At 57.8% G+C, this 21,210-nt stretch carries 25 protein-coding genes and 1 tRNA gene; 18 read left to right on the top strand and 8 right to left on the bottom strand.

From position 1 onward, the window contains the following. Positions 1 to 147: 147 nt before the first annotated feature. The 3 genes from L8I05_RS19515 to L8I05_RS19505 all read left to right on the top strand — a co-directional run bounded on the left by L8I05_RS19515 (position 148) and on the right by L8I05_RS19505 (position 2,892). Positions 148 to 810 (top strand): response regulator, encoded by a 663-nt coding sequence (locus tag L8I05_RS19515; RefSeq protein ID WP_177017110.1) that lies wholly within the window; start codon positions 148 to 150, stop codon positions 808 to 810. Continuing rightward, complete coding sequence (locus tag L8I05_RS19510; RefSeq protein ID WP_242171051.1) at positions 807 to 2,159, top strand: sensor histidine kinase; 1,353 nt, start codon at positions 807 to 809, stop codon at positions 2,157 to 2,159. Before L8I05_RS19515 ends, L8I05_RS19510 begins: the two co-directional genes overlap by 4 nt. A 166-nt stretch (positions 2,160 to 2,325) precedes the next feature. Continuing rightward, positions 2,326 to 2,892 carry a hypothetical protein gene (locus tag L8I05_RS19505; RefSeq protein ID WP_242171049.1) on the top strand — a complete coding sequence of 189 codons (567 nt, stop codon included), beginning with the start codon at positions 2,326 to 2,328 and terminating at the stop codon, positions 2,890 to 2,892. Here L8I05_RS19505 and L8I05_RS19500 read toward each other — a convergent pair. The 4 genes from L8I05_RS19500 to L8I05_RS19485 form a co-directional block, all read right to left on the bottom strand. After that, a complete protein-coding gene (locus tag L8I05_RS19500) occupies positions 2,889 to 3,512 on the bottom strand; it encodes a DUF3916 domain-containing protein (RefSeq protein ID WP_242171047.1) in 624 nt (207 codons plus the stop codon). The genes L8I05_RS19505 and L8I05_RS19500 overlap by 4 nt on opposite strands. Before the next feature lie 25 nt (positions 3,513 to 3,537). Beyond that, the gene (locus tag L8I05_RS19495) at positions 3,538 to 3,795 is read right to left on the bottom strand and encodes a colicin E3-like toxin immunity protein (RefSeq protein ID WP_242171045.1); all 258 of its coding nucleotides are present in this window, start codon (positions 3,793 to 3,795) and stop codon (positions 3,538 to 3,540) included. Between the two features lie 6 nt (positions 3,796 to 3,801). Further along, entirely contained in the window at positions 3,802 to 4,956 is a 1,155-nt protein-coding gene (locus L8I05_RS19490; protein ID WP_242171043.1) for an S-type pyocin domain-containing protein, read from the bottom strand. A gap of 416 nt (positions 4,957 to 5,372) precedes the next feature. Continuing rightward, positions 5,373 to 6,182, bottom strand: a complete 810-nt coding sequence (locus L8I05_RS19485; RefSeq protein WP_242171042.1) for a hypothetical protein — start codon at positions 6,180 to 6,182, stop codon at positions 5,373 to 5,375. A gap of 551 nt (positions 6,183 to 6,733) precedes the next feature. On the opposite strand from L8I05_RS19485, the gene L8I05_RS19480 reads away from it, so the two are divergent. Further along, complete coding sequence (locus L8I05_RS19480) at positions 6,734 to 7,042, top strand: DUF3077 domain-containing protein (RefSeq protein WP_159959697.1); 309 nt, start codon at positions 6,734 to 6,736, stop codon at positions 7,040 to 7,042. 151 nt (positions 7,043 to 7,193) lie between these two features. Here the strand turns inward: L8I05_RS19480 and L8I05_RS19475 are convergent, their stop codons facing one another. Further along, complete coding sequence (locus L8I05_RS19475; protein WP_053257892.1) at positions 7,194 to 7,565, bottom strand: PH domain-containing protein; 372 nt, start codon at positions 7,563 to 7,565, stop codon at positions 7,194 to 7,196. A 134-nt stretch (positions 7,566 to 7,699) separates the two neighbouring features. On the opposite strand from L8I05_RS19475, the gene L8I05_RS19470 reads away from it, so the two are divergent. Beyond that, on the top strand, positions 7,700 to 8,335 hold the full coding sequence (locus L8I05_RS19470) for a LysE family translocator (RefSeq protein ID WP_242171041.1): 636 nt from the start codon (positions 7,700 to 7,702) through the stop codon (positions 8,333 to 8,335). Positions 8,336 to 8,343: 8 nt separating this feature from the next. Here the strand turns inward: L8I05_RS19470 and L8I05_RS19465 are convergent, their stop codons facing one another. Continuing rightward, positions 8,344 to 8,673, bottom strand: a complete 330-nt coding sequence (locus L8I05_RS19465) for a hypothetical protein (RefSeq protein ID WP_242171040.1) — start codon at positions 8,671 to 8,673, stop codon at positions 8,344 to 8,346. 94 nt (positions 8,674 to 8,767) lie between these two features. Next, positions 8,768 to 8,852, bottom strand: a tRNA-Leu gene (locus tag L8I05_RS19460). A 108-nt stretch (positions 8,853 to 8,960) separates the two neighbouring features. On the opposite strand from L8I05_RS19460, the gene queA reads away from it, so the two are divergent. From queA to L8I05_RS19430, 6 genes are all read left to right on the top strand, one after another. Further along, the gene (gene queA / locus L8I05_RS19455; protein ID WP_119736825.1) at positions 8,961 to 10,025 is read left to right on the top strand and encodes a tRNA preQ1(34) S-adenosylmethionine ribosyltransferase-isomerase QueA; all 1,065 of its coding nucleotides are present in this window, start codon (positions 8,961 to 8,963) and stop codon (positions 10,023 to 10,025) included. Positions 10,026 to 10,030: 5 nt separating this feature from the next. Continuing rightward, positions 10,031 to 11,146 carry a tRNA guanosine(34) transglycosylase Tgt gene (tgt, locus tag L8I05_RS19450; RefSeq protein ID WP_242171181.1) on the top strand — a complete coding sequence of 372 codons (1,116 nt, stop codon included), beginning with the start codon at positions 10,031 to 10,033 and terminating at the stop codon, positions 11,144 to 11,146. A 43-nt stretch (positions 11,147 to 11,189) separates the two neighbouring features. After that, positions 11,190 to 11,528, top strand: coding sequence for a preprotein translocase subunit YajC (gene yajC / locus L8I05_RS19445; RefSeq protein WP_003175975.1), 339 nt, complete (start codon positions 11,190 to 11,192; stop codon positions 11,526 to 11,528). Positions 11,529 to 11,590: 62 nt separating this feature from the next. Then, positions 11,591 to 13,462, top strand: coding sequence for a protein translocase subunit SecD (gene secD, locus L8I05_RS19440; RefSeq protein ID WP_159959681.1), 1,872 nt, complete (start codon positions 11,591 to 11,593; stop codon positions 13,460 to 13,462). Positions 13,463 to 13,471: 9 nt separating this feature from the next. After that, positions 13,472 to 14,386 (top strand): protein translocase subunit SecF, encoded by a 915-nt coding sequence (gene secF, locus L8I05_RS19435; protein WP_159959679.1) that lies wholly within the window; start codon positions 13,472 to 13,474, stop codon positions 14,384 to 14,386. Between the two features lie 124 nt (positions 14,387 to 14,510). Next, positions 14,511 to 15,053, top strand: a complete 543-nt coding sequence (locus tag L8I05_RS19430) for a glycine zipper 2TM domain-containing protein (protein WP_053257883.1) — start codon at positions 14,511 to 14,513, stop codon at positions 15,051 to 15,053. A gap of 206 nt (positions 15,054 to 15,259) precedes the next feature. On the opposite strand, the gene suhB is transcribed toward L8I05_RS19430, so the two are convergent. After that, on the bottom strand, positions 15,260 to 16,075 hold the full coding sequence (suhB, locus tag L8I05_RS19425; RefSeq protein ID WP_003175971.1) for an inositol-phosphate phosphatase: 816 nt from the start codon (positions 16,073 to 16,075) through the stop codon (positions 15,260 to 15,262). A 145-nt stretch (positions 16,076 to 16,220) separates the two neighbouring features. Here suhB and trmJ point away from each other — a divergent pair, with 145 nt between their 5' ends. The 7 genes from trmJ (at position 16,221) to hscB (ending at position 21,202) form a co-directional block, all read left to right on the top strand. Continuing rightward, a complete protein-coding gene (gene trmJ, locus L8I05_RS19420) occupies positions 16,221 to 16,991 on the top strand; it encodes a tRNA (cytosine(32)/uridine(32)-2'-O)-methyltransferase TrmJ (RefSeq protein WP_003210307.1) in 771 nt (256 codons plus the stop codon). A gap of 2 nt (positions 16,992 to 16,993) precedes the next feature. After that, positions 16,994 to 17,776 carry a serine O-acetyltransferase gene (gene cysE, locus L8I05_RS19415; RefSeq protein WP_242171039.1) on the top strand — a complete coding sequence of 261 codons (783 nt, stop codon included), beginning with the start codon at positions 16,994 to 16,996 and terminating at the stop codon, positions 17,774 to 17,776. A 301-nt stretch (positions 17,777 to 18,077) separates the two neighbouring features. Continuing rightward, positions 18,078 to 18,569 carry a Fe-S cluster assembly transcriptional regulator IscR gene (gene iscR / locus L8I05_RS19410; RefSeq protein ID WP_003194020.1) on the top strand — a complete coding sequence of 164 codons (492 nt, stop codon included), beginning with the start codon at positions 18,078 to 18,080 and terminating at the stop codon, positions 18,567 to 18,569. A gap of 50 nt (positions 18,570 to 18,619) precedes the next feature. Beyond that, the gene (locus L8I05_RS19405; protein ID WP_017135944.1) at positions 18,620 to 19,834 is read left to right on the top strand and encodes an IscS subfamily cysteine desulfurase; all 1,215 of its coding nucleotides are present in this window, start codon (positions 18,620 to 18,622) and stop codon (positions 19,832 to 19,834) included. Between the two features lie 99 nt (positions 19,835 to 19,933). Then, complete coding sequence (gene iscU, locus L8I05_RS19400; RefSeq protein WP_003175965.1) at positions 19,934 to 20,320, top strand: Fe-S cluster assembly scaffold IscU; 387 nt, start codon at positions 19,934 to 19,936, stop codon at positions 20,318 to 20,320. A gap of 28 nt (positions 20,321 to 20,348) precedes the next feature. Next, the gene (iscA, locus tag L8I05_RS19395) at positions 20,349 to 20,672 is read left to right on the top strand and encodes an iron-sulfur cluster assembly protein IscA (RefSeq protein WP_003175963.1); all 324 of its coding nucleotides are present in this window, start codon (positions 20,349 to 20,351) and stop codon (positions 20,670 to 20,672) included. A gap of 8 nt (positions 20,673 to 20,680) precedes the next feature. Further along, positions 20,681 to 21,202 (top strand): co-chaperone HscB, encoded by a 522-nt coding sequence (gene hscB / locus L8I05_RS19390; protein WP_242171038.1) that lies wholly within the window; start codon positions 20,681 to 20,683, stop codon positions 21,200 to 21,202. Positions 21,203 to 21,210: the final 8 nt, after the last annotated feature.

The raw sequence follows: 21,210 nt of genomic DNA, 5'->3' as shown, positions 1-21,210 counted from the left end.
GGAAAAGCTCTCAGCAGATGTGGGAGATTTCACAGTGCAAAACCAACCTTAGCGCAACCTTAGTTGGCAATGCGCCGTAACATCTTTACTGGAATAGCCCGCACTAGAACCCGGCATGATGCCGCCGTTTCCTACAGAGATTTCGCAATGCGCCTACTCCTCGTCGAAGATGATCGTGCCCTCGGCCAGGGCATTCGCGTGGCATTGGGCGCCGAAGGCTACACGCTGGATTGGCTGCACGATGGCCTCAGTGCCTTGCACGCCCTGCGTACTGAAAACTTCGATTTGCTGCTGCTCGACCTCGGCCTGCCGCGCCTCGACGGCCTCGACCTGCTGCAGCAACTGCGCGCCGGGCAGCACGACCTGCCGGTGCTGATCCTCACTGCCCGCGATGGCACCGCCGAGCGCATCGCCGGCCTGGATGCTGGCGCCGACGACTACCTGATCAAGCCTTTCGACGTCGAAGAACTCAAGGCCCGCGTGCGCGCCCTGCTGCGCCGCAGCCAGGGCCGCGCGCAACCGATGCTGGAACACGCCGGCGTCAGCCTCGACCCGGCCACCCAGCAAGTGCGCTACCAGGATGAAGACATCATCGTCACGCCGATGGAATACCAACTGCTGCACCAACTGATGGTGCGCCCCGGCAAAGTCGTGACCCGCGAGCGCCTGGCCCGCGCGCTGTATGGCTGGCAGGATCGAGTGGAGAGCAACACTTTGGAAGTGCTGATCCATAACCTGCGCAAAAAGTTATCCACCGAGCTGATCCGCACCGTGCGCGGCGTCGGCTACGTGCTGGCGCTTAAACCATGAGCTCGGTGCGCGCGCGCATCCTCATCCCGGTGCTGGTGTTGATTTTGCTCGGCGACGCGCTGATCAGCTGGCTCGTACTGCGTGACAGCCACCACGAGATCGAAGAAGTCTACGACGCCCAACTCGCCCAAAGTGCGCGCCTGCTGCAAGGTGTTTTGCGCCAGCGCGACCCTGGCGAAGCGGATTGGGACCGCCTGTATCAAGCCTTTGACCACGCCATGAGCCGCGTCGGTGAAGACGGCGTCGCCCACCCGTATGAAACCCGCCTGACCTTCCAGGTATGGCGCAGCGACGGTGAATTGTTGGTGCGCTCCGCCGAAGCGCCCGTACTGACGGCACCGCCGACCACCCTTGGCGCCCACGACATCATCGACAACGGCAACGACTGGTGCGCCTTCCTCCTCGCCGACCCGCAACAGGGTTTGCTGATTTGGGTGGGCGAGCGTGATGACATTCGCCAGGACCTGATCGAGCGCATCGTGCGCCACACCCTCTGGCCCACCCTGATCGGCGTGCCGCTGCTGGCCGTGTTGATCTGGCTCACCATCGGCTGGGGCCTCAAACCCCTGCGCGCCATGGTGCTGTCGATTCGTGGGCGCAACACTGACACCTTGCAACCGCTGCACCTCAAGCCGCTGCCGAGTGACCTGGAACCGATGCAAACCGCGCTGAACCGGCTGTTGGTGCAGATGGATGATTTGCTGGAGCGCGAACGCCGCTTTATCGCGGATGCAGCGCATGAACTGCGTACACCGTTGGCGATCCTGCGCATTCACGCGCAAAACGCTCAAAGCGCCGCCACTGAAGAGCAACGGCGCGAAGCGCTGGATTTTCTGGTGAGTGGCGTGGACCGCGCAACGCGCATTGGCAGCCAATTGCTGACCATGGCGCGTATCGAACCGCAACTGAACAACCCCGTGTGCAAGCCTGTGCAACTGACGGAACTGGTGCGCGAAGAACTCGCTGAGCTGACGCCGCTGGCGATGGAGAAGGGCGTGGAGCTGGTGCTGGAAGGCCAAGAGCAATGTTGGGTGCAAACCGAGCCGGTAGCCCTGGCGATTGCGTTGCAGAACCTGGTGACCAATGCGCTCAATTTCTCCCCGGCCGGCAGTGAAGTACGGGTGGTCATCGGTGCTGATTACTTGAGCGTGGAAGACCAAGGCCCGGGGATTGATGAGGCGGAGCTGGGCCGTTTGTTCGAGCGGTTTTACAGCCGCGACAACGCCAATGGCGCAGGGTTGGGGTTGGCGATTGTGGAGATGATTGTGGGCAAGATCGGCTGCAGGCTAACGTTGCACAATCTGGCGCAGGGCGGCTTGTGCGCACGGCTGGTATTCAACCAAACCTGAAGCGACCCCGGCTCAACGGTGGGAGTTGTCGAGCCCCAGCGAGGCTACGATGGCATCACCTCGGTGCACCTGCCCAACCCAAGCGCCCGCATCGCTGCTCCGTTACACAACATTCGTTTAAACTCCGCTCCTGCCATCAAACCCACCCTCGATAAGGACATCCCCCGTGAAGCGAATCGCGCTGCTTTCTCTCGCCTTGGCCCTGTGCGCCTGCCAATCCAACCAGCGCGACTCATCGCCCACCTTGCTCAAGGACGGCATCCAGCTGCGCCAAAAAACCGTGGCCGTGGATGCAGACCACGCCAAAGTCGTGATGAAAGCCTACGGCGGCACCGCCCCCGTGGAATTCGCGGTGCGCCGCGAAGGCGACGCCGACCAACGCATGGAAACCCTCGGCACCGTGATGGACACCGGCGAAGGCCGGGTTTTCAACTGGATCGCCAAACTCAACCAGACGGTCGCCAGTGCCGGGTTCAAGCGTTTTCCACAGTTGGAAATTCAGGCCGATCCAGGCAAGGAACTGACCGTATCCAGTACCGCCAGAGCCTCGCGACCGGGTATTTACTCCGTTTGCGGGCCGGTGTTCAGCAACTTCGTGCCGGAGCGGGCGAAGGTGTATCTGGTGGAATTTCAGTTCAAAGGGGATAGGTGTGTGCAGCAGGTGTTTGATGTGACGGATCCGGCGAATCGGGTGGTGGTTGAGGGGGCGGGGAGTGAGGGGAAGGCGGGCTAAGAGGCCGGGCCGAACAAATGTGGGTGCTGCGCTTGGAAGGACCTGAAGGTCTGGTACTTCCAGCGCTCACCGCCTGGATCGTCGTCGGTCGCGCTGACCTCGCCGAAGTACCAATGCTCTGACTCGAAAATATCTCCGTCTTCATTCTCGTGGATGAACTGAAAGCCGACTTCGTTAAGCCCTGGGGGGATAGTCAGTTTCCATTCTTTGGCCAGGCTTCTGCCTGTGATTCGGGTTTGGCAGAAGTAGTCATAGTCGAAAGGTTGAGTGTGCCCAAGATAGCGAGCTTTATCGGTGTAGACACAGACTCGGCTAGAGAACATGTCCGGAACCGTGACACAGGCGACAACCCAGCATTCAGGGGCGTCGTCTGGTCGTGCTTCAAGCAGATGGCCTGAGACATTGATTAACTGTTGAGCACAGTGCGCCTGAATTTCTGGTGTGGTTTGTTTGCCCTCAACAAGATTTTCGATGACGGGGATTCTTTCGGTTACGTAGTCGGGTTGTGGCGGTAACTCTTCGTAGAAACAGCCTTCGAAGCTGTTGGCCCAGCGGGTTAGGGCCCTGAGGTGCCTGGGGATGTTGCGGAGTTTTTTGTTTGTGAGTGAAAGTCTGCGCATGGAATCCTATTTCTCTTAAGTGAGGTCACATTTGTGCATCTTCGTAATCGAGTGCTATGAAATAGTCGCTCTGTGAAAAAGCGATTTCATGAGCGAAGAATGGTTGCACATGCGATAGCCAATCCCGGCGCAGTTCAAACATGCCGTTATTGACTGCCTCCTCCTTCGAAAGCCCTAGCTTTGTAACGATGGAGTAGTTGTCTCCCATGTCTTTTGAGTCTTCCGCGCCACCCAACCATTCCGTGGTTTTGTCGAACCATTCCAATCTCACTTTAAGTCCCATGTAGCCTCACAAGTATCTAGAGATATTTCGTTTTTTCTTCGCCGGTTTGAGCTGCTCGCCGGTTACATGGCTGAAGGCCCCGAGGTGACTTCCATCACTTGCTAGATAAGCTTCCAGCTCGCCGTGCTGTGAGTCCCACTCATAGATTGTCCGCCCCTTTTCATCAATCCAACGTTCTCTTAATCCACCGCCTCCCTGTTTTGGAGTTTTAGGCTTTGCTTTTGTCAGGTTCAAAAAACCGGTTATTTGCTGCACCTTAGGCGCCTTGTGGTACTTGTGATCCCCAGCCCGAACGCTAACCACCACATACAGCGGCCGAACCCCCGACTCCACCGGGAACACCAGAATAAAATCCCGATACTCCGGCGGATAAACCGGGTTCACCAGAATCTGCGCCGCCTTTTCCGTCGGCGGATAAATCCAAATCACCGGCGCTTGCGGCGCAGCCTCCAACGCCGGAATACCCAGCGTGTCGCCCGGATCAACCGCAGGCGTCCAGATCAGCTCCACGCCCTCACCCAAATCCGCCACAAACTGATCGCCACGGCTTTGGAACTGCACCACATCAATCATCTGCCAGTCGGCATGGTTGCCCGTGTAAAACCCATACCCCTTGAGCGTGCCGTCCTCACGCTGCTCCACATGCAAACGCATCTGCGACCGCGCCCGTTGCAGCGAACGCAATTGCTCCTCGCTGTAAAGCGCGCTGTCGCCCAACTCAGACGGCCAAGCCAACGCCACCAACCCCGCCAACAGGCCACCGGCTACAGAGCCAGCGGCGGCAGCTGCAGACTCCACTACCGCCGAACGCAACGCCAACTGCCCCAAGCCAGCGGGCAGTGCGCTGCCGCTGATCTTGCGCAGGGCAACCGTGCCTCGGCTGTCCACCTCACGGCCGCCTAACAGGCTGAAATGGCCGTAGTCCTTGATCAGCTCCAGCGGTACGTAACCGGTGGGGTTGTTGTAGCGAATGATGCCGTCGGGGAGCTGGCAAGGCTTGGCGAAGGTGCAGCCGGGAAGCGTTGCGGGCGTAGGCGCTGGGGTAGGTGTTGGGTCGAATAAGTCTATCGGCGGCGAATAGGGCTCCCGTTTCGGCTGCGGAGTCAGGATTCGCCGTTTGAGTTGGTCTTCTTCGGTGATGGGGTACGAGCGTTCTGGCATGACGGGCTCACTTCCTTGTGCGAGGGAGTGAGCGTACGAGGGGGACGCAGAGGTTGATGTCGGCTTTGTTCGATGGTGTGTGTGGGAAGAGTCAGCTTGTTTCTGGCGGCTTCCAAATGGGTAGTTGAAGTTGTTTATCCGCCTCTTAATATGGGGGTTTCGTTAGTTTGTATCCGTGTAATTAATGATTTTGAGGTTGTTAGTTTGAGGGGGATAAAAATCGTTTTAGGAAAGGAAGCTTGCGCCTAAATAATCAAGTTATTTCCAATGTGAAGGGGCCGAGACTCGGCGTTGACGAGCAATCTCTTTGAAAAAATTGGAGTTGTGGGCATAAGGGATGTTAAAAATACTGAAGCATTGTCAATGAAGAATGGCAGTCCACTTTGATAGGTGGATATGCCATTTTTGGGGTGTGATTATTTTGAGTCGATGTTTTTAATTATTTTCCAGAGGCAGGTGAATTGTTTTGCTTTTGTCGCTTGTGTCACTCGAATTATAGACTCTAACTTAGTTTGGAATACACCCACGTCGACGATAGGAGAGTTTATGTTGTCGTCATCGTTTAAGTATTCAATAAAGCCTTCGCTTTCTAGGCAAAACAACATGCCAAGAGTCATTCCCACTGTAAGGTCGAAGGAGATTTTAAGTTCGGATGAGAGCGGTGTTAATATATTTTCTTTTAGATCTGTTACTGACCAAGAACGCTTTATAGCTTCCCCTATAATGATTAGAGATATGCTGGACCAAATTTTATTGCTGTTAAATAACGAGTATGAGGTTTCATCCGTTTTGTCTTCGGGCTTTGAAAAAACGCTTGAGGTCTTGGAAACATCTGACAGGATGTCTGTGATCTTATTAGTGGCGGTAGTGTTCTCGTTAAGTTGTCCGCCGAGATGAGTTGTTATTTCGCGAAGCTCTTGGGCTGATTTGTGGATTTCATTTTTTGAATCAGTTATTTTTTCTCCGGCGCTGATAAGTCTCTCGATTTGTTCTCGTATCTCGACTGCGGAACTACTTTGAGAAATTGATTGGACGAATGAGTAAATGATGGCGATCAGACCGAGCAGAATAGATACGACGGTTCCGGCAAAAGATACATACCCAAGGGCGCTTGAGCTGCCTCCATATTTCATTGATAGCCAATGTATTAGGAATTGAATTAATAGTAGAATTAATATTAAGAAAATCCACTCTCGCGTTGAAAATTTTTCGTTCTTAAACGACATCTAAAATATCCATAATCCGATTTTTTGGGAGCGATCTGTGAGCGTGCTTTACGCGCTACATTTATTGGTGGTGTCATAGTGGCATCGGTCGTGAAGCAGCGCTAGGCAGCAGCAAGCACTTGATGCGTGAAGTCTGAGGCTTTAGCGGCTATACGGTGTCTTCCCTGCTCTCCGCGCCTAGAAACCTACCGCAACAAACTCGTGCTTTCTCATTTCTACCTGCTCGAGATATCGTCCCGCAGTCGCTACCAACGCAGCGACCGGACTTGAGAATCCGAGAAACAATAGGCGCATAGGCGCCACCATCCATTAGACTGTTGGCGCTTTTTTGTGCTCGTATGTCTGTGTCATGGCGGCTATGCGTGGGAGACCTTCGGGTCTGCCGGGTTCCTATTGTCCCGGTTTCTCAGCCCGCGCATAGCTGCCACCCATTCGCATGAGAAACGAACGTGGCAGCTCACTACATTAGGAGCTTAAGCAATGAGCGTTTCTGATAGGTCGTACCCTCGCAGCGCCCTCGTCACCACCTCCACACAGCCCGGAGGTGCCCAATGATCAACCCACCCCTCAACAAAACCCTCGGCATCATCACCTTCTCCACCTGTGGCCAACAGCCCGACCTCCACCGCCTATTCCGCGTCAACTCCGGCGTACCCATCCGCGATGCCCTGGAACATGCCTCCGAGCTGCTGCACTGTTCCAAAATGCTCGCGCTGGATGCCGCCATGGACAAGAGCGCGGACCGTTATGCCTGGGCGGCGCATTATTTGGGGGAGATGGCGAAGGCGGTGGTGGATGATTTGGCGAATGGGATGTTGCCGAATGGGGTGATGGAGGAGGGGGAGGCTGTTGGTGTGTAGGCGGGTGAGGTGATGGTGTTTGGGCTGGCGTCTTCGCAGCGATGCGGCGACCCGACAAGCCAGCTCCCACATTTTGATCTTGGTACATCCGTGTAAATCGTTAAGCAGTAAAAGAGACCTTGGGACGCCAAGGTCTTTTTTTGCCTGCTGATCAGCTCAGCAGGTGCTTGGAAATGATCCGCGAAATTTCCACAATCGAAGTCTTCCCGGTGAACTCAAACTTCACTTTCCCCAGCGACGAAAAGTAAATCTCCAGTTCCGAATCCAGATCAAACGTGCCGGACGTTTCCACCGAATACGCGACGATATTTTTGTATGGCAGCGAGGTGAAGTCCTTCTTGCTGCCGGTAATCCCCTGCACGTTCACCGCGATGATGCGTTTGGTGGTGAAGACCACGCCGTCGCGCATGGCTTTATAGGCGTCGATCACTTCTTCGCCGTCGAGCAGCAGGGCCGAGACGCGTTCGGCGTATTCGTTGTTTTGTTTGAGTTTGAAGAAGCCTTTGTTGTTGAAGTCGATCATGTGCCTGTCCTTGGGTGAAGGGGGCGGTATCCGCCGGCGTGTGTGTATGACGTTTTGCTCGTGGATCTGTATCTAACGGGCTGCTGTTCAGCGCCTTACCATGGCGCCCAGCACACTATTCAAGGAGCGACACCATGCCCGAACTGTCCAGCTGGCTTGCTTATGGCCTGATCTCACTTGGCATGGTGCTGACGCCCGGGCCGAACATGATTTACCTCATTTCCCGCTCGATTTGCCAGGGCCGCACGGCCGGGTTGATTTCGCTGGGCGGTGTTGCGTTGGGTTTCCTTGTTTATATGTTTTGCGCGGCGTTGGGCATTACCGCGTTGGTGATGGCGGTGCCCTTTGCGTACGACGCGCTGCGCCTCGGTGGTGCGTTGTACCTGGTGTACCTGGCCTGGCAGGCGGTCAAGCCGGGTGGCCGTTCGCCCTTTCAGGTTCGCGATTTGCCCCAGGACAGCCCGCGCAAGCTGTTCATGATGGGCTTTGTGACCAACCTGCTGAACCCCAAGGTGGCGGTGATGTATTTGTCATTGTTGCCGCAGTTCATTGACCCGAACGGCCATGGCAGTGTGCTGACGCAGTCGCTGATCCTGGGCTTTACGCAGATTGCTATCAGCGTGAGCGTAAACGCGGTCATTGCCATAATGGCAGGCTCCATCGCGGTGTTCTTCGTCACCCGGCCGAGTTGGCAGGTGGTACAGCGTTGGGTGATGGGCTCGGTGTTGATGGGGTTGGCGGTGCGTATGGCGGTTGAAGGGCGGCGGTAAGTCGGGCTCTACAAGATAGCTTTCAAGTAATCCTTGAGTGGGCTGAGTGAGGTATTTAGTTCCTCAAGTGTCGACGCTTGGCGCATGTCCTCCGCGAGCCGTTGCAGCTCGCGGCCCATGACGGTATCGGCGCCACCCAAGGATTCCAGTGCTAACGCAATGCACTCATTAAGCTTGAATTGAATCGCAGCCAGATCCCCTTGGCGCACCAACAACCCAAACACCTCGCGCTCATACCCATCCATGACCAGATCGTCCCGCAGAATCGTGCTCGCACCTTCGGTCTCATGCACCAGCTTGAGAGCAAAAAGCGCAACAGCTTCCAGCATCAATTCCATGGTCCCGGCTCCTCAACGTCTGCGTTCGCCTGTGTTTACTCACTTTTCTACAGGCGAAAAAAAAGACCTTGAATTTCAAGGTCTTTCTTTAAGATGGTGCCCCGAGGGAGACTCGAACTCCCACTCCTTTCGAAAACGGATTTTGAATCCGCCGCGTCTACCAATTCCGCCATCAGGGCTCAATGGCGGCGAAGTATAGAGATGAGATTACCGTTGGTCAATCACGTTTCATGGTCAATTTTCACTATTTCCGCTAGACTTCCCGGCCCTGCTAGACGAACCCCATCATGCGCGTTGCTGACTTTACTTTTGAGCTCCCTGATTCGCTGATCGCTCGCCACCCTTTGGCCGAGCGTCGCGCCAGTCGACTGCTGACCCTGGACGGGGTCAGCGGTGCCCTCGCACACCGTCAATTCACTGATTTGCTTGAGCATTTGCGCCCAGGCGATTTGATGGTGTTTAACAATACCCGGGTGATTCCGGCACGGCTGTTTGGCCAGAAAGCCTCCGGCGGCAAGCTGGAAATTCTGGTGGAGCGGGTGCTGGACAGCCATCGCGTGCTGGCCCATGTGCGCTCCAGCAAGTCGCCGAAACCGGGTTCGAGCATCTTGATCGATGGCGGTGGCGAGGCCGAGATGGTCGCGCGCCATGACGCGTTGTTCGAGCTCAAGTTTGCCGAAGAGGTGTTGCCGCTGCTGGAGCGCGTCGGCCATATGCCGCTGCCTCCTTATATAGACCGCCCCGACGAAGACGCGGACCGCGAGCGCTATCAGACGGTGTACTCGCAGCGCCTTGGCGCTGTGGCCGCGCCGACTGCGGGCCTGCATTTCGACCAGCCGCTGCTGGACGCGATTGCCGCCAAGGGCGTCGAAAGCGCCTATGTGACCCTGCACGTGGGGGCCGGCACGTTTCAGCCGGTGCGTGTGGATAACATCGAAGACCACCATATGCACAGCGAGTGGCTGGAAGTCAGCCAGGAAGTCGTCGATGCAGTGGCTGCGTGCAAGGCGCGCGGCGGGCGCGTGGTGGCGGTGGGCACCACCAGCGTACGTTCGCTGGAGAGTGCGGCGCGTGATGGCGTGCTCAAGCCGTTCAGCGGCGACACCGATATCTTTATCTTCCCAGGCCGGCCGTTTCACGTGGTCGATTGCCTGGTCACCAACTTCCATTTGCCGGAATCCACGCTGTTGATGCTGGTGTCGGCATTTGCCGGTTACCCGGAAACCATGGCCGCTTATCAAGCCGCCATCGCCAACGAGTACCGTTTTTTCAGCTACGGTGATGCGATGTTTATCACCCGTAACCCTGCGCCGACTGCTCCTAAAGAAGCGGGCCCTGAGGAACAACTATGAGTCGTATGTCGTTTGAACTGTTGGCCACGGATGGCAAGGCTCGTCGTGGTCGCCTCACTTTCCCGCGCGGCACCGTCGAAACCCCGGCGTTCATGCCGGTGGGCACCTACGGCACCGTTAAAGGCATGCTGCCGCGTGACATCGTCGCCACCGGCGCCGAGATCATCCTCGGCAACACCTTCCACCTGTGGCTGCGCCCGGGCACGGAAGTGATCAAGAAGCATGGCGACCTGCATGACTTCATGAAGTGGCAAGGCCCGATCCTCACCGACTCCGGTGGCTTCCAGGTGTTCAGCCTGGGCGCCATGCGCAAAATCAAGGAAGAGGGCGTGACCTTCGCCTCGCCGGTCGACGGTTCCAAGGTGTTCATGGGCCCGGAAGAGTCGATGCAGGTGCAGCGCGACCTGGGTTCCGACATCGTGATGATCTTCGACGAATGCACGCCGTACCCGGCGGACGAAGACGTCGCGCGTATCTCCATGGAGCTGTCGTTGCGTTGGGCCCAGCGTTCGAAGAACGCCCACGGCGACAACACCGCGGCGCTGTTCGGGATCGTCCAGGGCGGCATGCACGAAAGCCTGCGCAAGCGCTCGCTGGAAGGTCTGGACAAAATCGGCTTTGACGGCCTGGCCATCGGCGGTTTGTCGGTGGGCGAGCCCAAGCACGAAATGATCAAGGTGCTGGATTACCTGCCAGGCCTGATGCCGGCTGACAAACCTCGTTACCTTATGGGCGTTGGCAAACCGGAAGATCTCGTAGAGGGTGTGCGCCGCGGTGTGGACATGTTCGATTGCGTGATGCCAACCCGTAATGCCCGCAATGGGCATCTGTTCATCGATACAGGCGTGCTGAAGATCCGTAACGCGTTCCATCGCCATGATGATTCGCCGCTGGATCCCACCTGTGACTGCTACACCTGCCAGAACTTCTCGCGTGCTTATCTGCACCATCTGGACAAGTGCGGGGAAATGCTGGGTAGCATGTTGAATACCATCCACAATTTGCATCACTACCAAGCCCTGATGGCTGGTTTGCGCGAGGCTATTCAACAGGGTACATTGGCCGCCTTCGTCGATGCCTTCTATGCCAAGCGCGGGCTCCCTGTGCCGCCCTTGGACTGAGTTTTCCGACCCTAAGATTCACTATTTGCAACTGGAGTGCTAAATGAGCTTTTTTATCTCTAATGCCATGGCTGACGCCGCTGCGCCTGCCGCTGCCGGCCCTATGGGCGGTGGTTTTGAGTGGATTTTCCTGGTCGGCTTCCTGGTCATCTTCTACCTGATGATCTGGCGTCCACAGGCCAAGCGCGCCAAAGAGCAGAAAAACCTGCTGGGCAGCCTGCAAAAAGGCGACGAAGTTGTGACCACTGGCGGCATTGCCGGCAAGATCACCAAGGTTTCCGATGCTTTCGTGGTTCTGGAAGTCTCCGACACCGTAGAAATGAAGTTCCAGAAGGGCGCCATCGCCGCCACGCTGCCAAAAGGCACGCTCAAAGCGATCTGAGTAACAACCTTTACCAATCGACGGGGCGCGCAAGGCGCCCCGCGTTATAAGCGGGCGGCGTGATGCTGAACAAATACCCTCTGTGGAAATACGTACTGATCCTGGCGGTGCTGGCGATCGGTTTTATTTATTCCGCTCCCAATCTTTATCCTGATGACCCTGCGATCCAGATCACTGGCGCCAGCACTTCGCTGCAAGTCAATCAGGCTGACCTGGAACGCGCGAGCAAAGCGCTCACCGACGCGGGCATCCAGGTTAAAGCGGCAACATTGGCATCTGATGCGAAGGGCGGCTTGCTGCGCCTGACCAAGGCAGAAGACCAATTGCCGGCCAAGGACGTTGTGCGCAAGGCCATGGGTGACGACTACGTTGTTGCACTGAACCTGGCACAGACCACGCCAAAATGGCTGCGCAGCATTGGCGCGCACCCGATGAAGCTGGGTCTGGACTTGTCCGGTGGTGTGCACTTCCTGCTGGAAGTCGACATGGACAAGGCCCTGGACGCACGCCTGAAGGTCTACGAAGGCGACGTGAAGAGCCTGCTGCGTAAAGAGAAGGTGCGTTATCGCAGCCTGCCGCAGCTCAACGGTGCCATCCAGCTGGGCTTCTCTGACGAAGCTACCCGCGAACAGGCCCGTGCGCTGGTGCGCAAGAACTTCAACGATTTCGACATCGTACCGGCTGACCTGAACGGCCAACCTGTACTGCGTCTGGCGATGACCCCGGCCAAGCTGGCGGAAATCCGCGAATACTCCATCAAGCAGAACTTGACCACGGTACGTAACCGCGTCAACGAGCTGGGTGTGGCCGAGCCGATCGTTCAGCGTCAGGGTGCCAACCGCATCGTGGTTGAACTGCCGGGCGTACAGGACACCGCTGAAGCCAAGCGTATCCTGGGTAAAACCGCCAACCTGGAATTCCGTTTGGCTGCTGAGCCGGGTGCTTCCCGCGCGACTGCCGAAGAATTCGAGTTCCGTGAAGGTAACCGTCCTCCAGCGTTGATCGAGCGTGGCTTGATCATCACCGGTGACCAGGTGACCGACGCCAAGGCGGGTTTTGACTCGCAGCACGGCACGCCTGAAGTGAACATCCGTCTGGATGGCCACGGCGGCGACTTGATGAGCCGCGCCACGCGCAGCAACGTCGGCCGTAGCATGGCGGTGATCTTCATCGAGCAGCGCCCGGTCACCACTTACACCAAGCAAGTGGTCGACGGCGTCGAGAAAGACGTGCCGGTGCAAACCTTCAAGGAAGAGAAGAAGATCATCAGCCTGGCGACCATCCAGTCGCCGCTGGGTGCTCAATTCCGCATCACTGGCCTGAACGGCCAGGGCGAATCGTCCGAGCTGGCACTGCTGCTGCGTGCTGGTGGCCTGGCGGCGCCGATGTACTTCGCTGAAGAACGCACCATTGGCCCGAGCCTGGGTGCCGACAACATCACCAAAGGTATCGACGCAGCCTTGTGGGGCATGCTGTTCGTGTCGCTGTTCATCATCGCCATCTACCGCTTCTTCGGCATCATTGCCACCGTGGCCCTGGCGGGCAACATGGTGATGCTGCTGGCCTTGATGTCGCTGCTGGGCGCTACGCTGACCCTGCCAGGTATCGCCGGTATCGTGCTCACCATGGGTATGGCGGTAGACGCCAACGTACTGATCTTCTCGCGTATTCGTGAAGAGATCGCGGCGGGCATGACCGTACAGCGTGCAATCAACGAAGGCTTCGGCCGGGCATTTACTGCGATTCTCGACTCCAACTTGACCACTTTGCTGGTCGGCGGGATTCTCTTTGCCATGGGCACAGGCCCCGTCAAAGGTTTTGCGGTGACCATGTCCCTCGGTATCTTTACCTCGATGTTCACGGCCATCATGGTGACCCGCGCAATGGTCAACCTGATCTTTGGCGGGCGTGACTTCAAGAAGTTGTGGATTTAAGGGGCTGCCATGTTACGTACAATCAACTTCATGGGCGTTCGCAACGTTGCGTTCGGCTTCACCATGGTGCTCACCGTTCTGGCGTTGTTCAGCTGGTTCCATAAGGGCCTGAACTACGGCCTGGACTTCACCGGCGGTACGCTCATCGAGCTGACCTACGAGAAGCCCGCCGACGTGACCCTGGTGCGCAACGAGCTGGTCAAGGCCGGCTATCACGAAGCCATCGTGCAGAGCTTCGGTGCCACCACCGACCTGCTGGTGCGTATGCCTGGCGAAGACCCGCAACTGGGTCACCAGGTAGCCGAGGCCTTGCAGAAGGTCGGCGGCGACAACCCGGCGTCGGTCAAGCGCGTTGAGTTCGTCGGCCCGCAGGTGGGTGAAGAGCTGCGCGACCAGGGCGGCCTTGGCATGCTGATGGCGCTGGCCGGCATCATGATTTACCTGGCGTTCCGCTTTCAGTGGAAGTTCGGCGTCGGCGCCATTGTGTCGCTGATCCACGACGTGATCGTGACCGTGGGTATCCTCGCGTACTTCCAGATCACCTTCGACCTGACGGTATTGGCGGCGGTGCTGGCGATCATTGGTTACTCGCTCAACGACACCATCGTGGTATTCGACCGGGTTCGTGAGAACTTCCGCGTACTGCGCAAGGCGTCGCTGATCGAGAATATCAACGTTTCCACGACCCAGACCCTGCTGCGGACCATGGCGACCTCAATCTCCACCTTGCTGGCGATTGCGGCGCTGATGATCTTCGGTGGCGACAACCTGTGGGGCTTCTCCCTGGCGCTGTTCATCGGCGTTCTGGCGGGCACCTACTCGTCGATCTACATCGCCAACGTGGTGCTGATTTGGCTGAACCTCAACAGCGAAGACTTGATCCCTCCTGCCGCTACCGGCAAGGAGGTCGACGACCGCCCTTGATGGGCGTTTGTTGACACGCTGTTACAAAGAAGGCGCGAGTATTGAACTCGCGCCTTTTTTTTTGCTCCAAGGCTGGGTATAGCGCGGATCGTTCGGTCCGTTTGTGATGGTCAGGAGGTTCAACGTGAACAAGTCGTTGCTGGTTGGTGCGGTATTGGGTGCTGTCGGTGTGACTGCCGGGGGTGCTGTTGCCACCTACAGCCTGGTAAAAAGCGGCCCTGAGTATGCGCAAGTGCTGGCGGTACAGCCGGTGAAAACCCAGATTAAAACCCCGCGCGAAGTCTGCAAAGACGTCGCCGTAACCCGGCAGAAGCCGGTGCAGGATCAACACCAAATCGTCGGCACCGTGGTCGGTGCGCTGGCTGGTGGCCTGTTGGGTAACCAGGTCGGTGGCGGTAATGGCAAGAAGCTGGCTACGGTAGCCGGTGCGGTCGGTGGCGGTTACGCCGGTAACAAGGTTCAGGAAGGCATGCAGAACCGCGATACCTACACCACCACGCAAACCCGTTGTAACACCGTCAACGACATCAGCGACAAGGTTGTCGGCTATGACGTGCGGTACACCCTGGATGGTAAAGAAGGTTCGGTGCGTATGGACCGTGATCCAGGTGGTCAGATTCCAGTCGACAAGGAAGGTCGTTTGATTCTGGGCCAGAACCAGCAGTAAATCCAAAGCCTGGCTTCGGTCTAAATGTGGGAGCTGGCTTGCCGGCGATAGCGGTGGGTCAGGAGCTAATCAGCTGGCTGGCAGGCCGCTATCGCAGGCAAGCCAGCTCCCACATTAGATTGTGTTTGAGTCAGTGGGATTGGGTTTACCCAAATCCCAGGCATAAAAAAAGCACCCCTCGGGGTGCTTTTTTTGTGCTCGCTCGCTTAACGCTTCAGCGAAGCCGGCAGGTGCGGCTGGATCGCCGTCAGTACTGCCTTGAAGCATTTGGTGTTGCCGGCAACCACGTGGCCTTTCTCAAGGAAGTCGTGACCACCGGTGAAGTCGCTCACCAGGCCGCCTGCTTCCTGGATCAGCAGGGCGCCTGCAGCCATGTCCCACTCGGACAGGCCCGACTCCCAGAACGCATCGAAGCGACCGGCGGCTACGTAAGCCAGGTCCAGGCTTGCCGCGCCAGCGCGACGGATGCCAGCGGTCTGGCCAACCAGAGCGCGGAACATGCCCAGGTAGTTTTCCAGGTTGTCCATCTGGTCGTCACGGAACGGGAAGCCAGTGCCCAGCAGGGCGCCGTCGAGGCTGGTGCGGCCGCTTACGCGTAGGCGACGACCGTTCAGCTGGGCGCCACGGCCACGGCTGGCGGTAAATTCTTCCTGGCGAACCGGGTCCAGCACAACAGCGTGTTCCAGGCGGCCACGGTATTTGCAGGCAATGCTCACAGCGAAGTGTGGGATGCCGCGCAGGAAGTTGGTGGTGCCGTCCAGTGGGTCGATGATCCACAGGTAGTCTTCGCCTTCGCCGCTGCCTTTGTGCAAGCCGGTTTCTTCACCGAGGATGCCGTGGGTAGGGTAGGCCTTGCGCAGGGCGTCGATGATTTTCTGTTCGGCGGCGCGATCCACCTCGGATACATAATCCTTGGCGTCTTTTTCGTCGACCTTAATGGTATCCAGGCGCTCGATGGAGCGGAAGATCAATTCACTGGCGCTGCGGGCGGCGCGCAGCGCGATATTCAGCATGGGCTGCATGGATGTGTCACCTAAGGTTGTTAAAGAAAGCCGAGCATTCTAGCAGAAACTTTCTTCAGGTGAAGGACGACGTTAGCTTTCATGGCATAACCTTAGGCTGTTCTGTAAGATTTGCTCCCCTTTCCCGTGTCCGAGAGCGCCTCCCTTGCTGCAAAACATTCGTGTCGTCTTGGTCAATACCAGTCATCCCGGCAACATCGGCGGGGTGGCGCGAGCCATGAAAAACATGGGGCTGACGCGCCTGGTGCTGGTCGAACCGCGCGTGTTCCCGCACCACGAGGCCGATGCCCGCGCATCCGGCGCCAATGACATCCTGGAAAAAGCCCAGGTCGTCGCCACATTGGAAGACGCCTTGGTCGGCTGCAATCTGGTGCTCGGTACCAGCGCCCGTGACCGGCGCATCCCCTGGCCACTGCTGGATCCGCGCGAGTGCGGCACCAAGGTGGTGGAAGAGGCCGCCGGCGGTGCTGAAATTGCCCTGGTATTTGGCCGTGAAGATTCCGGCCTGACCAATGAAGAGCTGCAGCGATGTCATTACCATGTGCACATTCCATCAGACCCTGAGTTCAGCTCGCTGAACCTGGGGGCGGCGGTGCAGGTGTTGAGTTATGAAGTGCGCATGGCCTGGCTGGCCGCTGAAGGTCAGCCGAGCAAGGTTGAAAAGGATGAAGTTGCCTCGACCAAAAGTGGCGAGTTAGCCACCATGGACGAGCTCGAGCGATTCTATGAACACCTGGAGCAAACCCTGGTGGCCATTGAATTCCTTGATCCGGAAAAACCACGGCACTTGATGGCGCGCCTGCGTCGCCTGTACGGGCGCAGCTCGGTGAGCCGAGCGGAAATGAATATATTGCGTGGCATCCTCACGGAAACCCAAAAAGCGGCCCGTGGCGAGCTTCTTAAGCGGAAGGATTAAAAATGTTCGAGCGTTTGCGAGAAGATATCCAGAGTGTTTTCCACCGTGACCCGGCGGCGCGCAACGCCTTTGAAGTGCTGACCTGCTACCCCGGCATGCACGCGATCTGGATCCATCGTCTGTCCGGCGCCTTATGGGGTATGGGCTGGAAATGGGTGGCGCGGCTGGTGTCGAACTTCGGCCGCTGGCTGACCGGGATCGAGATTCATCCGGGGGCCAAGGTGGGGCGTCGCTTCTTTATCGACCATGGCATGGGCATCGTGATTGGCGAGACCGCTGAGATCGGTGACGATGTGACGCTGTATCAGGGCGTGACCCTGGGCGGCACCAGTTGGAACAAAGGCAAGCGCCATCCAACCCTGGGTGACGGCGTGGTGGTGGGGGCGGGCGCCAAGGTGCTTGGTCCATTTACCGTCGGCGCCGGTGCCAAAGTCGGCTCGAATGCTGTAGTGACCAAGGCAGTGCCGCCTGGCGCCACCGTTGTAGGTATTCCGGGGCGCATTATCGTCAAGCCGGAAGCAGGCGACGAGCAGGAAGCCAAGCGCAAGGCCATGGCCGAAAAGATCGGCTTCGATGCCTACGGCGTCAGCGAAGACATGCCCGACCCTGTGGCGCGTGCCATTGGGCAGTTGCTTGACCACTTGCAAGCGGTCGACGGCAAGCTGGATGGCATGTGTGGTGCGCTGAAAGAGCTGGGCAGCAGCTACTGTGCGAAAGATCTGCCTGAGCTGCGCGAAGAAGACTTCGCCGAGATCAAGAACGAAACCGCCACCAAGGCTGGCTAGCTCTTAAAGTCGGTAAAAAAACGCCTGTGGGAGCTGGCTTGCCTGCGATAGCGGTCCGCCAGCCACCCTTTGAGTGGCTGACCCGCCGCAATCGCAGGCAAGCCAGCTCCCACATTTGATCTCCATTGGTCTTGAGATTGAGTCGTGGCCTTGTTCCTGCTGTTCGATCCCACCCCACCCTGCTATGATTCGCGCGCCCTTTTTACGGGTAATCCTGACTAAAGTACTAGGTCTTATAGTTGACTTAAATACTCGGGAATCGCATACTTGCTCCCATTCTGAAACACCTTGGTACTTGTCCATGAGACTGACTACAAAAGGCCGATACGCGGTAACCGCCATGCTGGATCTGGCCTTGCACGCGCAAACTGGGCCGGTGTCCCTGGCCGATATCTCCGAGCGCCAAGGCATTTCCCTGTCCTACCTCGAACAGCTGTTCGCCAAGTTGCGCCGTAGCAACCTGGTTTCCAGCGTCCGTGGGCCGGGTGGCGGCTACCAACTGTCCCGCGACATGCAGGGTATCCAGGTAGCCCAGGTGATCGACGCGGTGAACGAATCCGTCGATGCCACCAAATGCCAGGGTTTGGGTGATTGCCACGCCGGCGACACCTGCCTGACACACCACTTGTGGTGTGACTTGAGCCTGCAGATCCATGAGTTTTTGAGTGGTATCAGCTTGGCTGATCTTGTGACTCGCCGTGAGGTGCAAGAAGTAGCCCAGCGTCAGGACCAGCGCCGTTGCAACACCAAGGCGCCGCGTCTGGACAAGATCGAAGCGTCCGCCGTCGAGTGACAGCCGCAGAGCTAACGGCACGCCAGCCAGCCTGATTTAGGAGAAAGTCCATGAAATTGCCGATTTACCTTGATTACTCAGCGACCACCCCGGTTGATCCGCGTGTCGCGCAAAAGATGAGCGAATGCCTGCTGGTTGACGGAAACTTCGGCAACCCAGCCTCCCGTTCCCACGTGTTCGGCTGGAAAGCCGAGGAAGCGGTCGAGAACGCTCGTCGCCAAGTCGCTGACCTGGTGGGCGCAGACCCGCGCGAAATCGTCTGGACCTCTGGTGCTACCGAGTCCGACAACCTGGCAATCAAGGGCGCGGCGCATTTCTACGCGACCAAAGGCAAACACCTGATCACCACCAAGATTGAGCACAAGGCTGTCCTCGACACCATGCGCCAACTGGAGCGTGAAGGTTTCGAGGTCACCTACCTCGAGCCAACCACCGACGGTATCGTCACCCCGGCCATGATCGAAGCCGCGCTGCGTGAAGACACCATCCTGGTTTCCGTGATTCACGTGAACAACGAAATCGGCACCATCAACGACATCGCGGCCATCGGCGAGTTGACCCGTTCCAAGGGCATCCTGCTGCATGTTGACGCGGCGCAGTCCACCGGCAAGGTCGACATCGACCTGTCGAAGCTGAAAGTCGACCTGATGTCGTTCTCTGCCCACAAGACTTACGGCCCTAAAGGCATTGGTGCCCTCTACGTCAGCCGCAAGCCGCGCGTACGTATCGAAGCCACCATGCACGGCGGCGGTCATGAGCGTGGCATGCGTTCCGGCACCCTGGCGACCCACCAGATCGTTGGCATGGGCGAAGCCTTCCGTGTAGCCAAGGAAGACATGGCCGCCGAAAACATCCGCATCAAGGCCCTCAGCGATCGCTTCTACAAGCAGGTCGAGAACCTTGAAGAGCTGTACATCAACGGCAGCATGACCGCCCGTGTACCGCACAACCTGAATTTGAGCTTCAACTATGTCGAAGGCGAGTCGCTGATCATGGCACTCAAGGACCTGGCGGTTTCGTCCGGTTCGGCCTGCACCTCGGCCTCGCTTGAGCCTTCGTACGTGCTGCGCGCCCTGGGCCGCAACGACGAACTGGCACACAGCTCGATCCGCTTTACGTTCGGCCGCTTCACCACCGAAGAGCAAGTCGACTACGCCGCGCAGAAAGTCTGCGAAGCCGTCAACAAGCTGCGCGTTCTGTCGCCGCTGTGGGACATGTACAAAGACGGTGTCGATATTTCCAAGATCGAGTGGGCGGCACACTAACTATAGAAGCCGCCACCCAAGCTCTGTAAGAACGTGGCGGAAAACGCAGGCGTTTTTACAGGGTTCCAGAGCGGCCCTGATGAGTGAGGATTCAGTACCATGGCTTACAGCGAAAAGGTCATCGACCACTACGAAAACCCGCGCAACGTCGGCAAGATGAACGCGGAAGACCCTGATGTCGGCACTGGCATGGTCGGCGCTCCGGCGTGCGGCGACGTTATGCGCCTGCAGATCAAGGTCAACGACGCTGGCGTTATCGAAGACGCCAAGTTCAAGACTTACGGCTGCGGTTCCGCCATTGCCTCCAGCTCCCTCGCCACCGAGTGGATGAAAGGCAAGACCCTGGATGAGGCTGTCACCATCAGCAACACCCAGCTGGCTGAAGAACTGGCCCTGCCGCCAGTGAAAATTCACTGCTCGGTACTCGCAGAAGACGCCATCAAGGCGGCCGTTCGCGACTACAAGCAGAAGAAAGGCTTGATCTAAGCATTTGGCGACGAGTAAGGAGTCAACGATGGCTATCAGCATGACAGAAGCGGCTGCGCAGCACATTCGCCGCTCCCTGAATGGGCGCGGTAAAGGTGAGGGGATTCGTCTGGGTGTTCGCACCACGGGCTGTTCCGGCCTTGCCTACGTGCTGGAGTTTGTCGACGAGGTGGTTGCGGAAGACCAGGTGTTCGAAAGTCACGGCGAGAAAGTGATCATCGACCCTAAAAGCCTGACCTACCTGGACGGCACCGAGCTCGATTTCGTCAAGGAAGGGTTGAACGAAGGCTTCAAGTTCAACAACCCCAACGTGCGCGGTGAATGTGGCTGCGGCGAAAGCTTCAACATCTGAGGCTATTCGTGGGTACTCCTTGTCATTTCGCTTTATTCGAGCTGCAGCCGAGCTTTCGGCTGGACCTCGAGCAGCTTGCCACGCGCTACCGAGAGTTGGCGCGTGGGGTGCATCCGGACCGCTTTGCTGACGCTTCCGAGCGTGAGCAACGCTTGGCGCTGGAGCGATCAGCCAGCCTCAACGAAGCCTATCAGACGCTGAAAAATCCGCCTAAACGCGCGCGCTACCTGCTCGCGATGAACGGTGGCGAGTTGCCGATTGAAGTCACGGTGCACGACCCGGACTTCCTGATGCAGCAGATGCAGTGGCGCGAAGAACTCGAAGATTTGCAGGACGAGGCCGATGTGGACGGTGTCGCAGTCTTCAAGCGCCGTCTGAAAGTGGCCCAGGATGAGCTCAACGAAAGCTTCGCAGCCTGTTGGGATGATGCAGCGCAACGTGAACAGGCCGAGCGCCTGATGCGGCGCATGCAGTTCCTCGACAAGCTCACCTACGAAGTGCGCCAGCTAGAAGAGCGCCTCGACGATTAACCCAGTGC

Origin of the sequence: Pseudomonas sp. MONT-RG-20F-20-E-7-02 (assembly GCF_022662395.1) — a bacterium.
GTDB lineage: Bacteria > Pseudomonadota > Gammaproteobacteria > Pseudomonadales > Pseudomonadaceae > Aquipseudomonas.
Note: the sequence above shows the minus strand (reverse complement) of the source record. Positions and strands in the feature narration are given on the sequence as shown.